This window comes from Nonomuraea sp. NPDC004702, from assembly GCF_053601695.1.
On sequence record NZ_JBSGCE010000019.1, the window covers coordinates 42844 to 63519 of the forward strand.

Annotated in this window: 17 protein-coding genes; 9 read left to right on the forward strand and 8 right to left on the reverse strand. The window is 71.6% G+C overall.

Going from position 1 to position 20676, the window contains the following annotated elements; translation table 11 throughout:
* Window positions 1–285: 285 nt before the first annotated feature.
* Window positions 286–774, reverse strand: a complete 489-nt coding sequence (locus tag ACWEJ6_RS23925) for a C40 family peptidase (RefSeq protein WP_452426230.1) — start codon at window positions 772–774, stop codon at window positions 286–288.
* A 398-nt stretch (window positions 775–1172) separates the two neighbouring features.
* Here ACWEJ6_RS23925 and ACWEJ6_RS23930 point away from each other — a divergent pair, with 398 nt between their 5' ends.
* A complete protein-coding gene (locus ACWEJ6_RS23930) occupies window positions 1173–1439 on the forward strand; it encodes a hypothetical protein (RefSeq protein WP_352322994.1) in 267 nt (88 codons plus the stop codon).
* Between the two features lie 413 nt (window positions 1440–1852).
* Window positions 1853–2200, forward strand: coding sequence for an STAS domain-containing protein (locus ACWEJ6_RS23935; RefSeq protein ID WP_358291638.1), 348 nt, complete (start codon window positions 1853–1855; stop codon window positions 2198–2200).
* Here ACWEJ6_RS23935 and ACWEJ6_RS23940 read toward each other — a convergent pair.
* The 5 genes from ACWEJ6_RS23940 to ACWEJ6_RS23960 are packed head-to-tail and all read right to left on the reverse strand — an operon-like array spanning window position 2167 to window position 9209.
* Window positions 2167–4362, reverse strand: coding sequence for a terpene synthase family protein (locus ACWEJ6_RS23940; protein ID WP_452426233.1), 2196 nt, complete (start codon window positions 4360–4362; stop codon window positions 2167–2169). The two genes, ACWEJ6_RS23935 and ACWEJ6_RS23940, sit on opposite strands and share 34 nt — an antisense overlap.
* Complete coding sequence (locus ACWEJ6_RS23945) at window positions 4362–5732, reverse strand: family 2B encapsulin nanocompartment shell protein (RefSeq protein WP_387671447.1); 1371 nt, start codon at window positions 5730–5732, stop codon at window positions 4362–4364. The genes ACWEJ6_RS23940 and ACWEJ6_RS23945 overlap by 1 nt, the downstream gene beginning before the upstream one ends.
* Window positions 5733–5775: 43 nt before the next feature.
* Complete coding sequence (locus ACWEJ6_RS23950; protein ID WP_452426235.1) at window positions 5776–7185, reverse strand: family 2B encapsulin nanocompartment shell protein; 1410 nt, start codon at window positions 7183–7185, stop codon at window positions 5776–5778.
* Window positions 7186–7212: 27 nt separating this feature from the next.
* Window positions 7213–8154 (reverse strand): 4-hydroxy-3-methylbut-2-enyl diphosphate reductase, encoded by a 942-nt coding sequence (locus tag ACWEJ6_RS23955; RefSeq protein ID WP_358291646.1) that lies wholly within the window; start codon window positions 8152–8154, stop codon window positions 7213–7215.
* A gap of 11 nt (window positions 8155–8165) precedes the next feature.
* A complete protein-coding gene (locus ACWEJ6_RS23960; RefSeq protein WP_452426237.1) occupies window positions 8166–9209 on the reverse strand; it encodes a polyprenyl synthetase family protein in 1044 nt (347 codons plus the stop codon).
* 130 nt (window positions 9210–9339) lie between these two features.
* Between ACWEJ6_RS23960 and ACWEJ6_RS23965 the strand changes: the two genes are divergently transcribed.
* Both ACWEJ6_RS23965 and ispG read left to right on the forward strand, forming a co-directional pair.
* Complete coding sequence (locus ACWEJ6_RS23965) at window positions 9340–11088, forward strand: 1-deoxy-D-xylulose-5-phosphate synthase (protein ID WP_387671441.1); 1749 nt, start codon at window positions 9340–9342, stop codon at window positions 11086–11088.
* Window positions 11076–12179 (forward strand): flavodoxin-dependent (E)-4-hydroxy-3-methylbut-2-enyl-diphosphate synthase, encoded by a 1104-nt coding sequence (gene ispG, locus ACWEJ6_RS23970; protein ID WP_387671439.1) that lies wholly within the window; start codon window positions 11076–11078, stop codon window positions 12177–12179. Before ACWEJ6_RS23965 ends, ispG begins: the two co-directional genes overlap by 13 nt.
* Window positions 12180–12291: 112 nt before the next feature.
* On the opposite strand, the gene ACWEJ6_RS23975 is transcribed toward ispG, so the two are convergent.
* Entirely contained in the window at window positions 12292–13668 is a 1377-nt protein-coding gene (locus tag ACWEJ6_RS23975) for a carbohydrate-binding protein (protein ID WP_387671437.1), read from the reverse strand.
* Window positions 13669–13833: 165 nt separating this feature from the next.
* Here ACWEJ6_RS23975 and ACWEJ6_RS23980 point away from each other — a divergent pair, with 165 nt between their 5' ends.
* The 5 genes from ACWEJ6_RS23980 (at window position 13834) to ACWEJ6_RS24000 (ending at window position 18050) form a co-directional block, all read left to right on the forward strand.
* The gene (locus ACWEJ6_RS23980; protein WP_452426240.1) at window positions 13834–15015 is read left to right on the forward strand and encodes a zinc-dependent alcohol dehydrogenase; all 1182 of its coding nucleotides are present in this window, start codon (window positions 13834–13836) and stop codon (window positions 15013–15015) included.
* Window positions 15016–15056: 41 nt separating this feature from the next.
* The gene (locus ACWEJ6_RS23985) at window positions 15057–16106 is read left to right on the forward strand and encodes an NAD-dependent epimerase/dehydratase family protein (RefSeq protein ID WP_452426242.1); all 1050 of its coding nucleotides are present in this window, start codon (window positions 15057–15059) and stop codon (window positions 16104–16106) included.
* A gap of 97 nt (window positions 16107–16203) precedes the next feature.
* Window positions 16204–16668, forward strand: a complete 465-nt coding sequence (locus ACWEJ6_RS23990) for an ATP-binding protein (protein WP_452426245.1) — start codon at window positions 16204–16206, stop codon at window positions 16666–16668.
* A gap of 69 nt (window positions 16669–16737) precedes the next feature.
* Window positions 16738–17637 carry a dihydropteroate synthase gene (gene folP, locus ACWEJ6_RS23995; RefSeq protein WP_352323007.1) on the forward strand — a complete coding sequence of 300 codons (900 nt, stop codon included), beginning with the start codon at window positions 16738–16740 and terminating at the stop codon, window positions 17635–17637.
* Between the two features lie 14 nt (window positions 17638–17651).
* The gene (locus ACWEJ6_RS24000) at window positions 17652–18050 is read left to right on the forward strand and encodes a DnaJ family domain-containing protein (protein ID WP_387671431.1); all 399 of its coding nucleotides are present in this window, start codon (window positions 17652–17654) and stop codon (window positions 18048–18050) included.
* Between the two features lie 130 nt (window positions 18051–18180).
* Here the strand turns inward: ACWEJ6_RS24000 and ACWEJ6_RS24005 are convergent, their stop codons facing one another.
* Window positions 18181–20493, reverse strand: a complete 2313-nt coding sequence (locus tag ACWEJ6_RS24005; RefSeq protein ID WP_452426247.1) for a glycoside hydrolase family 6 protein — start codon at window positions 20491–20493, stop codon at window positions 18181–18183.
* Window positions 20494–20676 lie beyond the last annotated feature (183 nt).

Genomic DNA, 20676 nt, shown 5'->3' on the forward strand with positions numbered 1-20676 from the left:
GGAAGACGATCGGCGACCCGCAGCAGAATTCGCGGATCCGCCCGGCCAAGGTCGCCTTCCTGGTGCCTTGAGGTGGACCGAAAGTACGGGCCGTGGCATTTCGCGAGGCCACGGCACGGGCTTGGTGCGCACCGAGCTCTGAACGCCTCGCGGCCCAGGTCGATCACTGCAGGACGACCTGGGCCGCGGGGCTCACGCGTAGGCGCACCCGGCTCCGCGCGGGCCCGCCCGGCGAAATCGACTCGGCGAAATCGGCTGGGCGAACTCGGCCCGGCGGGCTCGGCCTTAGGCGTCGGAACGGCCCGGGCTCGGGCGTACGACGCCCAGGAAGCGCGGCCGTCCCAGCGCGTCGAGCCGTACGGATTCACCGCTGTAAGGCGCGTGCACGATCTGCGTGCCGTCCACCGCGAGCGCCACGTGCTCGGGGCCGGGGGTGTCGACGTCGCTGTCGTAGAACACCAGGTCCCCGGGCTGGATCTCCTCCCGCGGTATCCGGATCCCGGACCGCCACTGCTCGTACGTCGTCGTCCCGATGGCCACGCCGGCCCGCGCCCACGCGTACTCGGTGAGGCCTGAGCAGTCGAATCCCCAGGTCCTGGCCCCTTTGCCGATGCCGAATCCGGGGCCGCCCGGACCGCCGCCGCCCCACGAGTACGGGACGCCGATCATCTCTATCGCCGCCCGCAGCGCGATCGAGCCCGCCGCCGACCGGACGGCCGGAGCCTGCGCCCGGCACCCGTGCGGATGGCAGCCTGCGGCGCCCTGCGCGGGCATCGAATGGGAAACGCACACAATGGTGTGCGCCAATGCAATCGCCAACAATCGCAGTAGTCCGTTCATGGCATATTCGGCACCCCCGCGTGGCCGGCCGTGCCGCCGTTACGGCACGGCGTTTCAAGCGACTTCTCCCGATTACCTGCTCCGGGAGTATGGGGATAAAACAACCTGCCGTGCCCGACGAGTCACATTATTTCGGGGCATTTCGGGATGTCTTTCGCCCGATCGACGGCCAAGGAATAAGTGCGGGTACTTGACTTTGGCTTAGCATATTTTCCTTGCGGCCTGCCGCAGCCCCACGAGATCGTTATTCGCGAAATTCCTGCCACTCGGGAGGCGGGTAATAAATGATGACGCGCACCGCTGCGCCGATTCCGATGAAAGGGAAGTAAAAAATGATGCGTCGCATTCTCACCGGTGCAGCCATCGCCGGCGCGCTGTTCGGGTTCACCGCCACGAGCGCCTCGGCCGACGTCGGCCCCAACGCCTACAACGGCGGCAAGGCCATCCTGAGCCAGCTGTCCATCCTGGACGACCTGACGCTGGCCAACGACGTCCTCAACGACTCCGTCAAGTACATCGACGTCCTCACCGCCCTGCACCTCCAGGACATCGAGCTCAACGTCCTGGACGCCCAGAGCAACTACGGCGACAACAACTGAGACCGCTGACCGGCGGCGGCCCGTCCGCGCGCCCGTCAGGCTGACCCGAAGGCGTTCCGGCAGCCACGACCCCTCGTGGCGGCACCTTGCCGAACGCCCCCGGATCGGCCGCGGCGGGACGCGTGCGGGCCCCGCCGAGAGGACGGTCCGAAGCCGGCCCAGCCCTGCGTGCTGGGCCGGCTTCGTGCGTCTGCGGGAGACCGGTGCAACCCTTCATTATTCGGCTGCAATTCGGTCATTTTCTCCTGAACATTACATAGCGAAACATACTTCGTGTAATCTGGCTTCGGGTTAATCGTCAGCGCGGCGAAGGAACCGCGACCTCCTCAGGGCGGCCACCACGGCCGGGAGGAAGCTTGACGGTCATCCCGCCGGCAACCCCCTGTCCATAGCTGTTGGGGGGTGCGCACGTCGTGAACGATCTCGAAGAGCGGCTGCTCTATCAGGACGGGCAGCTCAGCATCACGCTGCGGGTCGTCCCCGGAGCCCCGGCCGTCGCCCTGTCCGGCGAGGTCGACGTCACCAACAGCCCCGCGCTCGCCAGCACGCTGTCCGACTCGCGCGGGGGCAGCACGTACATCGTGGTCGACACCGGCGAGCTGACCTTCGTCGACCTGTCCGGGCTGCGGGTGCTGGCGCTGCCCGCGCTGCCCCCGGACGAACGGTGGATCCGGCTGCGCAACGTCACGCCGCACCTGCGACGTCTGCTGCGCATGATGGGCTGGTTCTACGCCCCGCGCCCGTACGACGTGCCGCTGTAGACCAGGGTCGCCGCCGACGTGCCGAGCCCGTGGGGGCCGGACAGCCGGAAGGCCGGCGGCCGGTGGTGCCGGCGCAGGGACGGCTCGTCGTAGCGGAGACAGCCGCGGTGCCAGTTGAGAATGCCGGTCAGCCAGTGGCGGCAGTCGGCCAGGAACGCGTCGAGCGTCTGCCGCGCCGCGCAGTCGAGCCCGAGGTCGTCGCACAGGATCGGCAACTCGTGCGCGGCGATGTGCTGGAACTGCTTCATCCGCGAGGTCAGCAGGTCGTTGACGATGCCGAGCGCGGCCGGGTAGTCGCAGTCGAAGAAGTTCTGGACCACCAGGACGCAGTTGTGCAGCTCGCCCTCGAACTCGATCTCCTTCTGGTACGAGAAGATGTCGTTCAGCAACATCCCGCAGTCCATGACCGCGTTCTCCAGCGCCCGCATCGGGCCGCTCTCGTACAGCGCCTCGGGCAGCGCGTACGCGTGCCGCAGCCGGCACAGGCTCATCGTCAGCTCCGAGCCGAAGGTGAGCCGGCGCATCTCCAGGTAGTCCACCGGGTCGGGGATGTGCCGGGCCGCCTCGTTGCCCAGCTCCCAGAGCCAGCCCTCGCACATCGTCACGACCGACCGCCGCAGCTGCGCGCGGGCGCCGGCCGGCATCGGCCCCGCCGTACGCGCCCACAGGTCGGCCAGGCCGCGTTCGAGCGCGCTCACGGGCGGCGGCGCCGGCGTGCCGTCCAGCGGCATGAACGCCGCGAGCCTGGACACCGTGACCTTGGCCGCCGCCAGGTTGCCCGACCGGCCGAAGACGACGGGGAAGTAGTCGTCGCCGTAGGTGCCCCAGCACAGCCAGTGCGAGGCCAGGTCCAGCTCCTCGGGGGTGGCGTCCGGATGCAGGCCCGCCGCGCACAACGGCAGGTCGTAGTCGGCCAGCTTCTCGGCGTCCCAGACCGCCGAGCCCACGACGCCCGGCTGGGCCTCCAGCAGGCCCATGGACGCGCACCAGGTCACCGCGTTGCGCCGGGCCTGGTCGAGGTGGGGGGACAGGCGCAGCTCGAAGGGCACGTACAGCTCGGGGATCTGCGAGGGGCCGACGCGCTGCCGCCCGGTGTGGGCGAAGTTGCGCAGCCGCTTGGCCCCCGTGCCGGCGACCAGCGACTTCGCGCCGAGCGGCCGGGCCGTCTTCGCGCCCTTGTTCATGTAGCGGCTCGACCGCAGGTGCCACTCGTGCCCGCCGGACTGCCAGTCCTGCAGCCCCTTGACGTAGGCCAGGACGCCCATCGCCGACAGCGGATCGACGGCGTGCTCGACGAAGAGCGGGCCCAGCTCGCCCAGCGCGGTGTGCTCGAACTGCTGCATGCGCGAGGTGAGCAGGTCGTTGACGGCGTCGGCGGCCTCCTGCGTCGTGCACCCGAGGAACGTCTCCAGCACCAGCACGCCGTTGCTCAGCTCGCCCTCGTCCCTGACCTCGCGCTCGTAGGAGAACAGGTCGTTGCGCAGGTGCACGGCGTCGGAAAAGCTGTCCTTCAGCACCCGCAGCGGCCTGGTGCCGGCCAGCCGGGCGGGGATCTCGGCCCGCACCGCGTGCTCGACCAGCCCCGCCGACCAGGGCGCGCCGCCCACCTTGCGGCGCATCTCGATGTACTCGACCGGGTTGGCGATCCGGCCCTCGTTGATGTTGGACAGCTCCCAGATCGACTCGTTGAGCAGGTGGCGGGTGCTCTCGGCGAAGCGCCGCCGCCAGTCGGCCGACATGCCCGGCACCGTGCGCAGCCACAGGTCGGCCAGGCCCGCCTCGACCGGGTTGGCCGGCTCCGGCATGGACAGATCGGCGCCCATCGGCATGAACCGGGGAAGCCGGTCGAGGTGCCGCTTGCCGCCCTGGATGTCGCCGGAGCGCTTGAAGACGTCGAGGAAGTGGTCGTCGAAGAAGAACACCCAGACGTACCAGTCGGTGATCAGGCACAGCTCGGCGCCGTCGCAGTCGGGGTGGGTGTAGGCGCACATCAGGGAGTAGTCGTGGCCGTCGAGGTCGGCCTCCTCCCAGACGCCCGATCCCTCCAGCATGCCCATCTCGCGCGCCCACAGCTTGGAGTGCGTACGGGCCTCCTCCAGATGCGGGTTGAGCCGCGCCGGGTACGGCATGTAGAAGTCGGGCAGCTCGAACGGCTGAGCCATCAGCTCGCGACCTCCACGTCCTCCAGCACCCCGAGCGCGTCGGGCACCAGCACCGCGCACGAGTAGTAGGCGCTGACCAGGTACGACATGACGGCCTTCCGGTCGATGCCGGTGAGCTTCACGCTGAGCCCCGGCTCCCGCTCGTCGGGCACGCCGGTCTGGAACAGGCCCACGACGCCCTGGTCCTTCTCGCCGGTGCGCATGCACAGGATCGAGGTGGTGCCCGCCCGGCTGATCGGGATCTTGTCGCACGGCAGGATGGGCACCCCGCGCCACGACTGCACGGGCACCCCCTCGATCTCGGCGGTGTCGGGATAGACGCCCCGCGCGCTGCACTGCCGGCCGAAGGCCGCGATCGCCCGCGGGTGGGCCAGGAAGAACCGCGACTTCTTGCGCCGGCTCACCAGGTCGTCCAGGTCGTCGGGGGTGGGCGGACCGGTCAGCGTGCGGATGCGCTGGCTCGGGTCGACGTTGTGCAACAGGCCGAAGTCGCGGTTGTTGACCAGCTCGCGCTCCTGCGACTCGCGCACCGCCTGGACGGTGAGCCTGAGCTGCTGCTCGGTCTGGTCCATCGGGTCGCCGAACAGGTCCGCGACCCGGGTGTGCACGCGCAGCACGGTCTGCGAGACGCTGAGCTCGTACTCGCGCGGGCCCGGGTCGTAGTCCACGAACGTGCCCGGCAGCGTGTGCTCGCCCCGGTGGCCGGCCGACAGCTCGATGGCGGCCTCGCCGTGCTTGGTCTGGGGGGCCGCCCGCCGGGCGCGGTGGCGGTCGAGCCGGTCGCGCAGGGCGGGCGTGCTCTCGGCCAGCGCGCGCAGCTCCTCCCACGGCAGGGCCAGCACCGTGCACCTGGTGCCGGCCTCCAGCGTGTCGTGCCGTACGGCCCGCTCGCCCGGCGGCTCGGTCCCGGCGTGGTCGCCCTCGCCGAGGGTGCCGAGCACCAGGCGGTTGCCGTAGTCGCCCGGCTGGAACCGGGTGACCCGGCCGTCGGCGACCAGGATGATCTCGTCAGCCGGCCGTCCGGCCCGCGCGATCGTGTCGCCGCGGGCGTACTCCCGCTGCTCGAACAGCCCGGCGAGGGTGTCGAGCAGGCGGTCGTCGTCGAGCCCGTGCAGCGGCGGCAGCTCGGTCAGGCTCGGCGGCACCACCCGCACCCGGGCGCCGGTGCGCGAGAAGCTCACCCGGCCACCGCCGACCATGTAGGTGAGCCGCCGGTTCACCCGATAGGTGCCGGCGGTGTCCACCCACGGAAGCATCCGCAGCAACCAGCGGGAGGAGATCTCCTGCATCTGCGGAGGCGTCTTGGTCGTCGTGGCGAGTTTCCGCGCCGCGGCGGTATCCAGGCTCAGCCGCTGATCCGACTCCGTCAACACAAACACCACCAATTCTTGGACCGGACGGACGAAGGGGCTGCTAGCCGTTCCTGCCGAGCTCGACGTCCTCCAGGACGCCGAGCGCGTCGGGCACCAGGACGGCGGCCGAGTAGTAGGCGCTGACCAGGTAGGAGATGATCGCCTTCTCGTTGATGTTCATGAAGCGCACCGACAGGCTGGGCTGGTACTCGTCGGGGATGCCGGTCTGGTGCAGGCCGACGACCCCCTGGTTCTCCTGGCCCGTCCGCATGAGCAGGAACGACGTGGTGCGCTTGCCGGTGACCGGGATCTTGCTGCACGGGAAGATCGGCACGCCGCGCCAGGCCGGGATGCGGTGGCCGTTGACCTCGCTGGCCTGCGGGTAGAGGCCGCGCTTGCTGCACTCCCTGCCGAACGCGGCGATGGCCTGCGGGTGCGCGAGGAAGAAGGCCGGCTCCTTCCAGACCACGGCCAGCAGGTCGTCGAGGTCGTCGGGCGTGGGCGGGCCGGAACGGGTGCGGATGCGCTGGCTGAAGTCGGCGTTGTGCAGCAGGCCGAACTCCCGGTTGTTGATCAGCTCGTGCTCCTGGCGCTCGCGCAGGGCCTCGATCGTGAGGCGGAGCTGCTGGTCGAGCTGGCTCATCGGCTGGTTGTACAGGTCGGAGACCCGGCTGTGCACCCGCAGGACCGTCTGGGCGACGCTCAGCTCGTACTCGCGGGGGGACTGCTCGTAGTCCACGAACGTGCCGGGCAGCGCGACCTCGCCGGAGTGGCCGGAGGCCATGTCGATCGCGGCCTCGCCGTAGGCGTTCTGGGCGTGGTCGCCGGCCGCCTGCCGGCTCTGGATGTGCTCGCGCAGCGCCGGGGACTGCTCGGCCAGCTGCTCGAAGGTCTGCCTGGACAGGGTGAGCACGGTGGTGTGCGTCTTGGCCGTGGCGGTGAAGTCGTAGGTGCCGCCGCCGGTCAGCGCCTGCTCGCCGAAGTGGTCGCCGTCGGCCAGGACGCCGAGGTTCTGCTCGTCGCCGTAGGCGCCCTGCCCGACCTTGCCGACCCGGCCGTGGGCGATCAGCACGAGCTGGTCGGCCGGGTCGTCCTCCCTGACGATGGCCTCGCCCGGCTCGACCTCGCGCTGCTGGAAGCGGTCGGCCAGCGCTTCGAGCACCTCCATGTCGTCGAAGCCGCGCAGCATGGGCAGCTCGGTCAGCTCGGCCGGGATGACCCGCACGTCGGAGCCGGTCGTGGAGAACGTGATGCGCCCGTCGCCGAGCGTGTACGTCAGGCGCCTGTTGACCCGGAACACGCCACCGGAGCACTGCACCCACGGCAGCAGCCGCAGCAGCCACCTGGAGGTGATCTCCTGCATCTGCGGGGGCGTCTTGGTGGTGGTCGCGAGCTGTTTGGCGGCCTCGGTACTGAGGCTGAGCTGCCCGTTGCCGTTCAAGGGCGCGCTGGAGTCGGTGGTTTCTGTCATGGTGCACCGCCAATCTCGGTGTGGGGTCTAGCCGGGGTTGCGGGAGGAACGGAGTTCCAGGGGGAGGGAGAAGGTGAGCGTCTCCTCGGTCACGGTCACGGGCTCCACGTCGGTGTAGCCGTGGCCGGCGAGCCAGCCGAGCAGGTCCTCGACCAGCACGTCGGGTACGGACGCGCCGGAGCTGACCCCGACCGTGCCGACGCCGCCGAGCCATCGAGGGTCGGCGTCGGCGGCCCGGTCGACCAGGTGGGCGGCGGGGGCGCCGGCGTGCAGCGCGACCTCGACCAGCCGCCGGGAGTTGGAGGAGTTGGCCGAGCCGACGACGATGACCAGGTCGCAGCGGGGGGCGATGCGGGTGATCGCCTCCTGGCGGTTCTGGCTGGCGTAGCAGATGTCGTCGCTCGGCGGGTCGGCCAGCTGGGGGAACCGGTCGCGCAGCTCGGCGACGGCGCCCATGGTCTCGTCGACCGAGAGGGTGGTCTGCGACAGCCAGGTCATGCGCGCCGCGCCGCTCGCGGTGACCTCGTGGGGCCTGGCCGGATCGACGACGTGGATGCGGCCGGGCGCCTCGCCGAGGGTGCCCTCGACCTCCTCGTGCTCGGCGTGGCCGATGAGCACGATCTCGTGGCCGGCCTCGGCCAGCCGCACCGCCTCCTTGTGCACCTTGGTGACCAGGGGACAGGTGGCGTCGATCGTGCGCAGGCCGCGGCCCCCGGCCTCCTGCCGGACCGCGGGGGAGACGCCGTGGGCCGAGAAGATCACCAGCGCGCCGTCCGGCACCTCGTCGAGCTCGTCGACGAAGACCGCCCCGCGCTCGGTGAGGTCGGCCACCACGAACGTGTTGTGCACGATCTGTTTGCGCACGTAGACCGGTGGCCCGAAGCGCCGCAGCGCCTCCTCCACGGAGAAGATGGCCCGTTCGACGCCCGCGCAGTAACCGCGCGGGGCCGCGAGCAGTACGCGTCCCATCGGAGAGCCCCCTACTTGGTACGGTGCGCGAGCTGGTCGGCCAGGACGGACAGCGCACTGCCGGCCTCGGGCCCGATCGGCGCCCGGGCCAGGGCAGCCGTGGCCTCGCCCACGCGTTCGTCGATCATCGACTCGACCTGGTCGAGCGCGCCGGTGTCGATGAGGATGGTGCGCAGCCCGACGGCCTGCTCCTCGGTGAGCGCCGGGTTGCCGTGCCAGGCGCGCAGGTAGCCGAGCTGCGCGGGCGAGGCGTGCGCCATGGCGTGCGCGATCATCACCGTGTGCTTGCCCTCGCGCAGGTCGTCTAGCGCCGACTTGCCGGTCTCGGCCGCCGACCCGAACGTGCCCAGCACGTCGTCGCGCAGCTGGAACGCCTCGCCGAGCGGCACGCCGAACCGGGAGAAGGCGTCGAGCAGCTCGGGTGAGGCGCCGGCCAGGGCGCCGCCGATCTGCAACGGCCGCTCGACGGTGTACTTGGCCGTCTTGTAGCGGATCACCGTGAGCGCCTCCGGCACGCTCGCGCCGGCGCGGAGCTGGGCGAGGATGTCGAGGTACTGGCCGCTGATGACCTCGGTGCGCATGGCGTCGAAGAGGTGGTGGGCGGCCCGCAGGCGGACGGGCTCGACGCCGCACGACGACAGCAGGGTGTCGGACCAGGCCAGGCTGAGCGTGCCGAGCAGGATGCCGCCCGCGTGCCCGAACGCCTCCGCGGACGGGCCGTCGTGGAGGTCGGCGAGGTTGCGGTGGATGGTCGCCCGGCCCCGGCGCAGCTCGCTGCCGTCCATGATGTCGTCGTGGATGAGCAGCCCGGCGTGGCACAGCTCCAGGGCCGCCGCGGCGCTGACGATCTCGTCGCAGTCGGCGCCGCCCGCGCCCCGCCAGCCCCAGTAGCACAGCAGGGGGCGGATGCGTTTGCCGCCGCCGAGGATGAACTCGGTCAGCAGCCGGTAGGCCGTCTGCACGTCGGGATCGGAGACCGGCGAACGCCACGTCTCAAGGAAGTCGGCGAGGCGTCGCTCGATCCGTGATCCGAGGTAGTGCTGAGTGAAGCTCACCGGCATCCGCTCGGCTCCTTCTGGTCGGGACGCGCACTACCAATAGTTACTACTTGAATACAGAGCGTGTAAAGTGTCTTGGGCCTTTCAACTATTCTTTTGGCTCACCGCAACACCGTCAGGGGATGTCATGACGACCCTGTTGCCGTACGTTTCCACTCCCCAAGACCTGCGCGCCCTGCCCGCCGAGCTGCTGCCCGGCCTCGCCCGCGAGATCCGCGACTTCCTGGTCGAGAAGGTGAGCGCCCGCGGCGGGCACCTCGGCTCCAATCTCGGCGTCGTCGAGCTCACGATCGCCCTCCACCGCGTCTTCGACTCGCCCGGCGACGCCATCGTCTTCGACACCGGGCACCAGGCGTACGTCCACAAGATCCTGACCGGGCGGCGCGACTCCTTCGACGCCCTGCGCTGCCGCGGCGGCCTCAGCGGCTATCCGAGCCGGGAGGAGTCCGTGCACGACCACGTCGACAACTCCCACGCCTCCGCCGCGCTCGCCTACGCCGACGGGCTGGCCAAGGCGCGCCTGCTGACCGGCGACGCCGGCCGGGCGGTGGTCGCCGTGGTCGGCGACGGCGCGCTCACCGGCGGGCCGGCCTGGGAGGCGCTCAACAACCTGGGCGCCGCCCGCCACCGGCCGGTCGTCGTCGTGCTCAACGACAACGGCCGCTCCTACGCCCCCACCCACGGCGGCATCGCCGACCACCTCGCCCGGCTGCGCACGGCCGCCGACGTGACCGTCTTCGAGCAGCTCGGCCTGCGCTACCTGGGCCCGGTCGACGGCCACGACATCGCCGCGCTCGAAGCGGTCCTGCGCGCCGCCCGCGAGCTGCGCGCCCCCGTCGTGGTCCACTGCGTCACCCGCAAGGGCCGCGGCTACGACCCGGCCGAGCGCGACCACGACGAGCACCTGCACGCGATCCCGGCCACCGACCCGGCCACCGGCCGTCCGCTCGCGGCCGGCGCCGCCACCTGGACCGACGCGTTCGCCCGCCACCTGTGCGTGCTCGGCGAGCGCCGCGACGACCTGGTGGCCGTCACCGCCGCGATGCCGGGGCCGACCGGGCTGGCCTGCTTCGGGCGGCGCTTCCCCGGCCGCATGTTCGACGTCGGCATCGCCGAGCAGCACGCGCTGGCCTCGGCGGCGGGCATGGCCATGGCGGGCCTGCACCCCGTGGTCGCCGTCTATGCGACGTTCCTCGGGCGCGCTCTCGACCAGGTGCTGATGGACGTCGCCCTGCACCGGCTGCCGGTGACGCTCGTGCTCGACCGGGCCGGGCTCACCGGCCCCGACGGGCCCAGCCACCACGGCATGTGGGACCTGGCGGCGCTGGCCATGGTGCCCGGCATGCGGGTGGCCGCGCCGCGCGACGCCCGCCGGCTGTGCGAGCTGCTGGAGGAGGCGGTCGAGCACCCCGGGCCCACCGCGCTGCGCTTCCCCAAGGCGGCCGCCGGCCCCGAGCTGCCGCGCGTGGGGCGGCTCGGCGACGTCGACGTGCTCTTCGCGGGCGGTCCCGACGTGCTGCTGGTGGCGGTCGGGCCGATGGCCGGGCCGTGCCTGGGCGCGGCGGCCATGTTGTCGGCCGCCGGGATCGGCGTGACCGTGGTCGACCCCCGCTGGGTGATCCCGGTCCCGGCCGGTCTGCGCGGGCCGGCCGGGGCCGCCCGGCTGGTGGTGACCGTCGAGGACGGCCTGGCCGCCTGCGGGGCCGGCGCCCTGCTTCGGCAGGAGTGCGGGCCCCGGCAGCACATCGTCAACCTCGGCCTGCCGCGCGAGTTCGTCGCGCACGGGAGCCGGGCCGGGTTGCTCGCCGAGGCCGGGCTCACCGGTCGGGGCATCGCGCACACCGTTCGAAGGGAGCTGGACAGGTGGCCGCTGTAGATCTCGGACTGCCGGTGCGACATCGGGCGCGCAGGGCGTCCAGGCAGGTCATGGTGGGATCCGTGCCGGTGGGGGGCGACGCGCCCGTCTCGGTGCAGTCGATGACGACGACGGTGACGGCCGACGTCAACGCCACGTTGCAGCAGATCGCCGAGCTGACGGCGGCGGGCTGCCAGATCGTCCGCGTCGCGGTGCCGACCCAGGACGACGCCGACGCGCTGCCGGAGATCGCGCGCAAGTCGCAGCTCCCGGTCGTCGCCGACGTCCACTTCCAGCCGCGGTACGTCTTCGCCGCCATCGAGGCGGGGTGCGCGGCGGTCCGGGTCAATCCCGGGAACATCAAGAAGTTCGATGACAAGGTGGGCGAGATCGCGCGGGCCGCGTCCGGCGCGGGGGTGTCGATCCGCATCGGGGTGAACGCCGGTTCGCTCGACCCCCGGCTGCTGGCCAAGCACGGCAGGGCCACGCCGGCCGCGCTGGTGGAGTCGGCGTTGTGGGAGTGCTCGTTGTTCGAGGAGCACGGCTTCCGCGACATCAAGCTCTCCGTCAAGCACCACGACCCACAGGTGATGACGGCGGCCTACCGGATGCTGGCCCGCAGCTGCGACTACCCGCTGCACCTCGGCGTCACCGAGGCAGGGCCGCTCATGCAGGGCACGATCAAGTCGGCGGTGGCGTTCGGGATCCTGCTCGACGAGGGCATCGGCGACACGATCCGCGTCTCGCTGTCGGCGCCGCCGGTGGAGGAGGTCAAGGTCGGGATCGGGATCCTGGAGTCGCTGGGGTTGCGGCGGCGCAGGCTGGAGATCGTCTCCTGCCCGTCGTGCGGACGGGCCCAGGTGGACGTGTACGGGCTGGCCGAACGGGTCACCGCGGCGCTCGACGGGTTCCCCCATCCGCTGCGGGTGGCGGTGATGGGCTGCGTGGTCAACGGGCCGGGCGAGGCCAGGGAGGCGGACCTGGGCGTGGCCTCGGGCAACGGCAAGGGGCAGATCTTCGTCAGGGGCGAGGTGGTCCGCACCGTCCCCGAGTCGCGGATCGTGGAGACGCTGGTCGAGGAGGCCCTGCGGCTGGCCGGAGAGGCGTCCTGACGGTCGCTGGAAGCGCATGGGCCGGGCGATGTCCCTGACGGAGGAGTGGGACATCGCCCGGCCGCGCGGTCCAGGTCGTGAGGGGGTATCTCCGCCCTGGACGTCTAGGGGGTCAGACGCGCTGCCAGAGAGCCGGCACGTTCGGCGGCTCCCAGCCGGGCTGGGCGGTGTGCCCCTGGAGGCAGCGGTACGTCGAGCCGCCGTACGTCACCGTCGCGCCGGCCGCGTACGTCGTGCCCGCGGCCCACGTGCCGCCGACGGTCGTCGTGACCGTCGGCGTGCTGGTCGGGCCGGGGCCGCCGCCCTGGGTGGCGAGGGTCAGGCCGTAGGTGGACAGGATCTCGTTGACCGGCTGGAAGTACGTCGTGCCGCCGGAGCTGCAGTTGCCCGAGCCGCCCGACGTCACGCCCTGGGCCTGGTCGCCGGAGATGAACGAGCCGCCGGAGTCGCCGGGCTCGGCGCAGACGTTGGTCCGCGTCACGCCGGAGACGGTGCCCTCCTGGTAGGTGACGCTGGCGTTGAGCTGCTGGACCGAGCCGCAGTGGTAGCCGGTGGTCGATCCGGCGCGGCAGACGGCCGAGCCCACCTGGGCCACGGTCGAGCCGCGTACGGGCAGGATGCCGGCGCTGTAGCCGTACACCACGCCGGTCGGGGTCCACTGGCCGTTGACCTCGACCCAGGAGTAGTCGTTGCCCGGGAAGGACGAGCCGCGGAACGTGCCCATGGCGACCCGGTTGGAGCCGGACGTGCTGGACCCGGCGGTGCCGCAGTGGCCTGCGCTGACGAAGCCGCCCTGCGAGCCGGCCTTGGTCACCGAGAAGCCGACGGAGCAGCGGGTGCCGGAGCCGATGTAGTAGGCGTCGCCGCCGCGGACGTCGTAGAACAGCGTGGGCTGCTCGGCCGAGCGCACGACCTGGACGGCGGAGGCGTCCGCGCCGCTGGCCCGCACCCAGGCGGCGGCCTTGGCGGGGTTGGAGCTGAGGACGACGACGGTGTTGTTGACGACGTCCACGTACCAGACGGGGGCGGTCTTCGGGGCCTTGGCCGACGCGGCGTCCAGCCTGGCCTTGACCCCGTCGAGGCTGCTCAGCGAGCGGGCCACCACGCGGGCCTGCACACCGGCCTTGGCGATGGCGGCCACCTGCGCCGGGTCGGTGGTGGCGGTGATCGGGGTGGAGGTGGGGCCGGTCACCCAGGAGCCGGCGTAGGAGGCGCCTAACTGGGCGCGCAGGGTGGGTTCGAGCCCGGCTGCGGCGGCCTCGTTGACCAGGCGGGCCTCGGCCTGCTGGCCGGTGATGCCGAGGTCCCGGCTCATGGCGTCGACCAGGCCCTGCGGGGGGTCGGCGACGGCTTCGGCGTTGGCGCGGGCGATGGAGTAGGGGGTCTCGTCCTGGGCCGTGGCGCCCTTCGCCGCGAAGGCCAGGGCCGGGACGCTGATCATGGTGACGGCGATCGCGATGCCCGCCGTCACGGTCTTCCTGGGGAGCATGTGCACGTCTCCTCGCGTACAGGGGGGTGTCTGCACGGTACGAGCCCGAATACGAGGAGTGGTCGTCTCAAAACACCCCTATCACCGTGTTATGGGGCAAACCGTTTGGAGCCTTATGTGGGGGTATGCGGGATTTGTGCCGTCCGAATCCCATCTGGAGGCGTCATGAAGGCCGTCACCTGGCACGGCAAGCGGGACGTACGGGTCGAGGAGGTCCCCGACCCGGCCATCAAGGAGCCCAACGACGCGGTGATCAGGGTGACCAGCTCCGGCATCTGCGGCTCCGACCTGCACCTGTACGAGGTGCTCGGGCCCTTCATGGCCGAGGGCGACATCCTCGGCCACGAGCCCATGGGCGTCGTCGAGGCCGTCGGAGCCGCCGTCACCGACATCAAACCCGGCGACCGCGTCGTCATCCCGTTCAACATCTCCTGCGGCCACTGCCACATGTGCGGCCTGGAGCTGTACGCGCAGTGCGAGACCACCCAGGTCAAGGAGCAGGGCATGGGCGCCGCGCTGTTCGGCTACACCAGGCTGTACGGCCAGGTGCCCGGCGGCCAGGCCGAGTACCTGCGCGTGCCCGAGGCACAGTTCGGCCCGATCAAGGTGCCCGAGGGCCCGCCGGACGAGCGGTTCCTGTTCCTGTCCGACGTGCTGCCGACCGCCTGGCAGGCCGTGGACTACGCCGAGATCCCGGACGGCGGCAGCGTCACCGTCTTCGGCCTCGGCCCCATCGGCCAGATGTGCGCCCGCATCGCCCGCCACCTCGGCCACCGCGTGATCGGCGTGGACGGCGTCACCGAACGCCTGGAGATGGCCCGCCGCCACGGCATCGAGGTCGTGGACGGCAGCGAGACCTCCGACGTGCCCGGGGCGATCCGCGAGCTCACCTCGGGCCGCGGCACCGACTCGGTGATCGACGCCGTCGGCATGGAGGCGCACGGCTCACCGGCCGCCAAGATCGCCCAGACGCTCACCGGGCTGCTGCCCGACGCGGTGGCCGCGCCGCTGATGTCCCACGCGGGCGTCGACCGGCTGGCCGCGCTCAACCAGGCCATCGACACCGTCCGCCGGGGCGGCGTCATCTCCGTCATCGGCGTCTACGGCGGCATGACCGACCCGATGCCGATGCTGCGCATGTTCGACAAGGGCGTCACGCTGCGGATGGGCCAGGCCCACGTGCGGCGGTGGATCAACCGGCTCATGCCGCTGGTCACCGACGACTCCGACCCGCTCGGCGTCATGGACCTGACCACCCACCGCATGCGGCTGGAGGAGGCGCCGCAGGCGTACGAGATGTTCCAGAAGAAGGCGAATGGTGCGATAAAGATCGTGCTACAGCCCTGACCAGGGGTTTCACCTTCCGGAGCGCGGGCAGCGGTGCGGGCATGAGAGTCGTGGTGGTCGGGGCTACCGGCAATGTCGGCACGAGCGTCGTACGCGCGCTCGCCGCGGATGACAACGTGACGTCGATCGTGGGCGTGGCCCGCCGCCTGCCGGGATGGCGCATCGACCGGACCGAGTGGCGGCAGGCCGACGTCGCCACCGGCGACCTGTCCCGCATCTTCGAGGGCGCCGACGCCGTCGTGCACCTCGCGTGGCTGTTCCAGCCCACCAGGGACCCGGCCGTGACCTGGCGGGCGAACGTGCTGGGCAGCATGCGGGTGTTCCGCGCGGTGGCCGAGGCGGGGGTGCCCGCGCTGGTCCACGCCTCCTCGGTCGGCGCGTACTCGCCGGGCCCCAAGGACCGGCCGGTGGACGAGAGCTGGCCCACGCACGGCTGGCCCGGGGCCGCGTACGGCCGGGAGAAGGCGTACGTCGAGCGGGTGCTCGACGTCTTCGAGCACGACCACCCGGCGATCCGCGTGGTGCGGATGCGGCCGGGGTTCATCTTCCAGCGGGCGGCGGCCACCGAGCAGCGCCGCCTGTTCGCCGGGCCGTTCCTGCCGCGCCGGCTGATCCGGCCCGGCCGCATCCCGTTCGTGCCCGACGTGCCCGGACTGCGGCTGCAGGTGCTGCACGCCGACGACGCGGCCGAGGCGTACCGGCTGGCGGTGACCAGGACGGTGTCGGGGGCCTTCAACCTGGCCGCCGAACCCGTGCTCGACCCCGCCGACCTGGCCAAACTCCTCGGCACGCGGACGATACCGGTCAAGCCCTGGCTGGCCAGGACGCTGATGTCGGCCGGCTGGCACCTGCGGCTGGTGCCCGCCTCGCCCGGCCTGCTCGAACTGGCCCTGCGCATCCCCGTCATGAAGACCGACAGGGCCAGGGACGTCCTGGGCTGGCGGCCGCGGCACTCCTCCTGGGACGCCATGCGCGAGCTGCTGGACGGCCTGCACGACGGCGCCGGCATGGAGACCCCGCCGCTGGCCCCCGACGGCGGCCCGCTGGGCCGGGTCAAGGAGCTGGCCACAGGGGTCGGCACCCATCCCTGATCCGCAGGTGTAGCGCCGCCCGGCCGGGGAAGGGGACGGTTCTCTACGCAAGGTCCAGAGGCGTGGCCTGCGTGTCGTGACGACACGAAGGAGCGCCATGGCCCTTCTCCTGACCCAGGTCTTCACCCTCCACGACGTCACCAAGCTGCGCCGCGCGGTCGCCGAGCAGGCGGAGAGCAGCGGGCTGCGCGACGGCCGGCTCGACGACTTCGTGCTCGCCGTGCACGAGAGCGTGGTCAACGCCGTGGAGCACGCGGGCGGGCGCGGGCATCTGACGTTGTGGACGGTCGACGGCGTCATCCGCTCGGAGACGACGGACCAGGGGACGGGCATCCCGCAGGCGTACCTCGACGGGGACGTCCGGCCGTCCAGCCTCTCCTACACCGGTCGCGGCATCTACCTGATCCGGCGGTTGTGCGACGTCGTGGACGTCCGCACCGGCCCGGACGGCACCACGGTCCGGCTCACCATGCGCCTGCCGCACGCGTCCGTCTCCCCGAGCTCCATGAAGCGCATCCGGGTCACCGGCGGCGGCGGGCCGCCCGGGCGCTTCCAGGTCTGAGCGCGGGCGCGCCCGACCGCCCCGCCACGGCCCCGGGTAGGCTCGGCAGGAGACGGAAGGGGCCACTACGTGAGCGGCGGAAACAATCCCCCCGAGATCATCTCTCCGGTCCGCCGCATCGGGCGGCGGGAGTTCGATTTCGAACGCCAGATCGCCATCATGGCCATCGTCAACAGGACCCCCAACTCCTTCCACGACCAGGGGCGCACGTACGAGCTCGACCGCGCGGTCGCGGCCTGCGCCCGGGCCGTCGAGGAGGGCGCCGACTGGGTGGACATCGGCGGGTTCGCCTTCAGCGCCGCCCAGGCCGCGATCGGCGTCGAGGAGGAGATCGAGCGGGTGGTCCCGGTGATCGCCGAGGTCAGGGCCGCGACCGACGCCGTCATCTCGGTCGACACCCACCGCCCCGAGGTCGCCAGGGCGGCCGTCGAGGCCGGCGCCGACGTCATCAACGACACCAACGGCCTGCGCGAGCCCGGCCTGGCCGAGGTCGCGGCCGAGACCGGCGCCAGCGTGGTCGTCACCCACAGTCTCGGCGGGCCCGGCCGGCGGGTCTTCCGCCCGAGCTACGACGACGTCGTCGCCGAGGTCGCCGGCTTCCTGCGCGAGCGGGTCGCCTTCGCGCTCAAGGCTGGCATCGCCCCCGACCGGATCATCATCGACCCGGGCCACGACCTGAACAAGAACACCTTCCACTCCCTGGAGCTGACCCGGCGGCTGGAGGAGATCACCGCCATCGGCTATCCCACCCTGGTCGCGCTGTCGAACAAGGACTTCATCGGCGAGACCATCGACCGCCCGCAGGGCGAGCGTAAGGAGGGGACGATCGCCGCGAACGTCGTCTCCATCCTCAAGGGCGCCCGGATCCTGCGGGTGCACGACGTCGCCGCGACGGTGGCGTCCGTGCGCATGACCGAGGCCGTGCTCGGCTGGCGCGGGCCGGTCGCGCCGAGCCACAACCTGGCGTGAGAGGAGCCGCGTCCGTGACCGACCGCAAGCCGGTGGGCATGCCGTTCGAGAGCTGGATCGACCGTCAGATCCGCGAGGCGGCCGAGCGTGGGGAGTTCGACGACCTGCCGGGCGCGGGCAAGCCGCTGCCCGGCCTCGACCGGCGGGACGACGAGATGTGGTGGATCAAGCAGAAGCTGGAGAGCGAGGGGCTGTCCATGCCGCTGCCCCCGACGCTGGCGCTGCGCAAGGAGGCCGAGGAGGCGCTGCGGCAGGCCCGCGGGGCCCGGTCCGAGACCGAGGTGCGGCAGATCCTCGAAGAGGTCAACGAGAAGATCCGCGAGGCGATCAGGAAGGGCCTGCCGGGGCCGCCGCTCAACCTGATGCCCTTCGACGTCGATCGCGTCGTGTCGGAGTGGCGCGAGAGCCGCTGACCCGCGCCCGGCCGAGTCGCGCCGGTCGAGGGGACGGGGCCCGGCTTCCTTCACCGGACGAGGGGCCCGGGTCAGGCGGGCCCCTCGTCCGGCGGCCGGGGGCCCCGGAGCCCCCGGCCGGCTCGGTGAGCTAGCTGACCGGCGGGTAGGCGTTCCTGACCAGCTCCTGGAACTGGGCGGAGAACCACTGGCCGGACAGCGGGGCGCCGCCGAGGGCGCCCGACATGTTGTTGCCGTTGAGGTTGTTGCCGGTGTAGGTCGGGTCGCACATCCGGTCGAACTTCTTGCCCTCGTCGTTCGGGATGTCGGTGCTGGCGCCGTCGGACTCGCCCGGCGGCTTGATCCAGACGTAGGCGTCGAAACCGGCCTCGGGGCTGGCCGTCGGCCGGGCGCCGAGGCCCGCGCCGCTCTGGTTGCACCAGTTGCCGGCGTGGATGCGCCGGTCGACGCGTGACTGGTTGACGAAGGTGTTCACGTCTGTCGAGGTGCTCGCGCCGCCCGGACGGGCGGTGCCGCCCCAGCCGTTGCGCGAGGTGTCGACCAGCATGCCGAGCCCGGACTTGAAGCCCTTGTTGACCAGCGCGGTGCGCAGAGCCGTGGCGAAGGTGGACTCGTCCACGTAGTAGTTCCAGTCGATCCACTTGGACTGGCGGACGGTCTGGCCGTTCACCAGGGTGTTGATCGTGAAGTACGGCTCCTTGGTGGCGGAGTAGTTGGCGGTGTTGACGATGAAGCCGTCCACGCTGTCCACGCCGGCCGTGGTGCCCGCGGCCATGTTGTAGAAGAGGTTCACGGCGGGGCCGAAGTTCGAGTCCCAGCCGAGCCAGGCGTGGTGGGCGGCGTCCACGTAGGTGTAGACGTTGGTGATGGCGTGCAGCTTGTCGAGCGCGTACCGGACGCCGTCCACGTAGCCGCCGGGCCCGTTGGCCTCGGCGCACTTCGGGAAGTTGTTGGTGTTGGTGATCAGGTTGGGCAGCGAGTCGGGCTCGATGATCGTGACGATGCGCAGGTTGGCGTACTTGGGGTCGCGCAGGATGTTCGCGATCACGTCGATGTACTCGGCCTTGTAGCGGTTGAAGCCGTTCTCGGCGATCAGCAGCTCGCCGTTGGAGGCCAGCGCCGAACAGTCGCGGTTGGGCAGGTCGTAGATGACGAACTGCACGGTCAGCGGGGCCGTGCCGTTGAGCGCGTCCTGGGCCACGGCCTCGTCCAGGTGGGCCTGGAGGCCCATGGCCGAGGAGGAGCCGGCGATGGCCGCGATGCGGTCCAGCCACACGGCGGTGGAGGTGTTGGCGACGGCGGCGCCGCCGGGCTCGGCCGCGGCCTTGGCCTTCCACTGCGGGTTCACGTAGCCGGTGGCGCCGGCGTACGGGTTCTCGACGTGGCCGGTGGGCGGCTGGCCGTCGTCGTCGGCCTCGGTGGCGGTGACCGTCTTGCTGGTCAGGCCGGTGGCGGCGACCGTGAAGGGACGGGTGCCGTTGGTCGAGTCGGCGTCCTGGGCGGCGGCCAGGGTCACCGTCTGGGCGGTGTTCCAGTTGGCCGTCGTGAAGGTGAGGCTGCCGCCGGCGGAGACGGTCAGGTCGGCGTCCCCGCTGCCCGCCGTCGAGGTGACGGTCACGTTCGCGGACGGCTGCGCGGCCAGCTTGACCGTGTACGCCGCCGTCCCGCCCTCGGGCACGGTCACCGACGTGGGCGTCACGAGCAGCGCCTGCTCCACGACCGCGTCGTCGTCCACCTCGGTCGCGTTGACGGTGGCCGAGGTGACGCCGGTGCCGCCGACGGAGAAGGCCGCCGTGCCCGCGGTGGTGTCGGCGTCCTGGGCGGCGGCCAGGGTGACCGTCTGGGCGGTGTTCCAGTTGGCGGGCGTGAAGGTGAGCGAGCCGCCCGCGCTGACGGTCAGGTCGCTGTCACCGCTGGTCCGCTGGGTGGTGACGGTGACGTTCGAGGAGGGGGCGGAGGACAGCTTGGCGGTGAAGGTGGCGGTGCCGCCCTCGTTGACCGCGACCGAGCTGGCGGAGGTGACCACCGCGGGGGTGGTGGGGGTGACGCCGCCGCAGGTCACGCCGTTCACGGTGAAGGAGGTGGGCGGGTTGTTGCTGCCCGTCCAGGTGCCGTTGAAGCCCATGGTGGTGGAGGCGCCGGTGGCCAGGCTGCCGTTGTAGGGCATGTTCGTCGCGGTGACGTGCGTGCCCGACTGCGTCCAGTTGGCGCTCCAGCCGGTCGGGGTGTACTTCTGGCCGGTGCCGGGGAAGTCGAAGCCCAGCGTCCACGAGGTGATCGGGTCGCCGGTGTTCTTCAACGTGATGTTCGCGGTGAAACCGCCCTGACCGGGGCTGCTCGTCCACGAGTTGGCGGAGTAGGTCACGTCGCAGTTCACCGCGGCGCTGGCGGCCGTGGTCTGGCCGACGACGAGCCCGAGGGCCGCGACGCTCGCGGCGGTCATGGTCACGGCCCATCGGCGTGGGCCGCTGTGGAGTCTCACTAGCGATCATCTCCAGAACGTCAGTTGGCTGGGAGCGCTCCCATAGTGAGACGCCCTCCCGGCCCTGTAAATGAGGGCGGCCGTGCGGCGGGCGTTCCCGGGCCGCATGCTCGCCGAATGCCCCGTAACGTGGATGAAACTTTC

What these genes read in the sequence shown, in the direction of transcription:
- ACWEJ6_RS23925 (WP_452426230.1), bottom strand. Translation starts at nt 774, where the DNA reads ATGCCCGCGCAGGGCGCCGCAGGCTGCCATCCGCACGGGTGCCGGGCG.
- ACWEJ6_RS23930 (WP_352322994.1), top strand. Translation starts at nt 1,173, where the DNA reads ATGATGCGTCGCATTCTCACCGGTGCAGCCATCGCCGGCGCGCTGTTC.
- ACWEJ6_RS23940 (WP_452426233.1), bottom strand. Translation starts at nt 4,362, where the DNA reads ATGGCTCAGCCGTTCGAGCTGCCCGACTTCTACATGCCGTACCCGGCG.
- ACWEJ6_RS23950 (WP_452426235.1), bottom strand. Translation starts at nt 7,185, where the DNA reads ATGACAGAAACCACCGACTCCAGCGCGCCCTTGAACGGCAACGGGCAG.
- ACWEJ6_RS23955 (WP_358291646.1), bottom strand. Translation starts at nt 8,154, where the DNA reads ATGGGACGCGTACTGCTCGCGGCCCCGCGCGGTTACTGCGCGGGCGTC.
- ACWEJ6_RS23965 (WP_387671441.1), top strand. Translation starts at nt 9,340, where the DNA reads ATGACGACCCTGTTGCCGTACGTTTCCACTCCCCAAGACCTGCGCGCC.
- ACWEJ6_RS23975 (WP_387671437.1), bottom strand. Translation starts at nt 13,668, where the DNA reads ATGCTCCCCAGGAAGACCGTGACGGCGGGCATCGCGATCGCCGTCACC.
- ACWEJ6_RS23980 (WP_452426240.1), top strand. Translation starts at nt 13,834, where the DNA reads ATGAAGGCCGTCACCTGGCACGGCAAGCGGGACGTACGGGTCGAGGAG.
- ACWEJ6_RS23985 (WP_452426242.1), top strand. Translation starts at nt 15,057, where the DNA reads ATGAGAGTCGTGGTGGTCGGGGCTACCGGCAATGTCGGCACGAGCGTC.
- ACWEJ6_RS23990 (WP_452426245.1), top strand. Translation starts at nt 16,204, where the DNA reads ATGGCCCTTCTCCTGACCCAGGTCTTCACCCTCCACGACGTCACCAAG.
- ACWEJ6_RS24005 (WP_452426247.1), bottom strand. Translation starts at nt 20,493, where the DNA reads ATGACCGCCGCGAGCGTCGCGGCCCTCGGGCTCGTCGTCGGCCAGACC.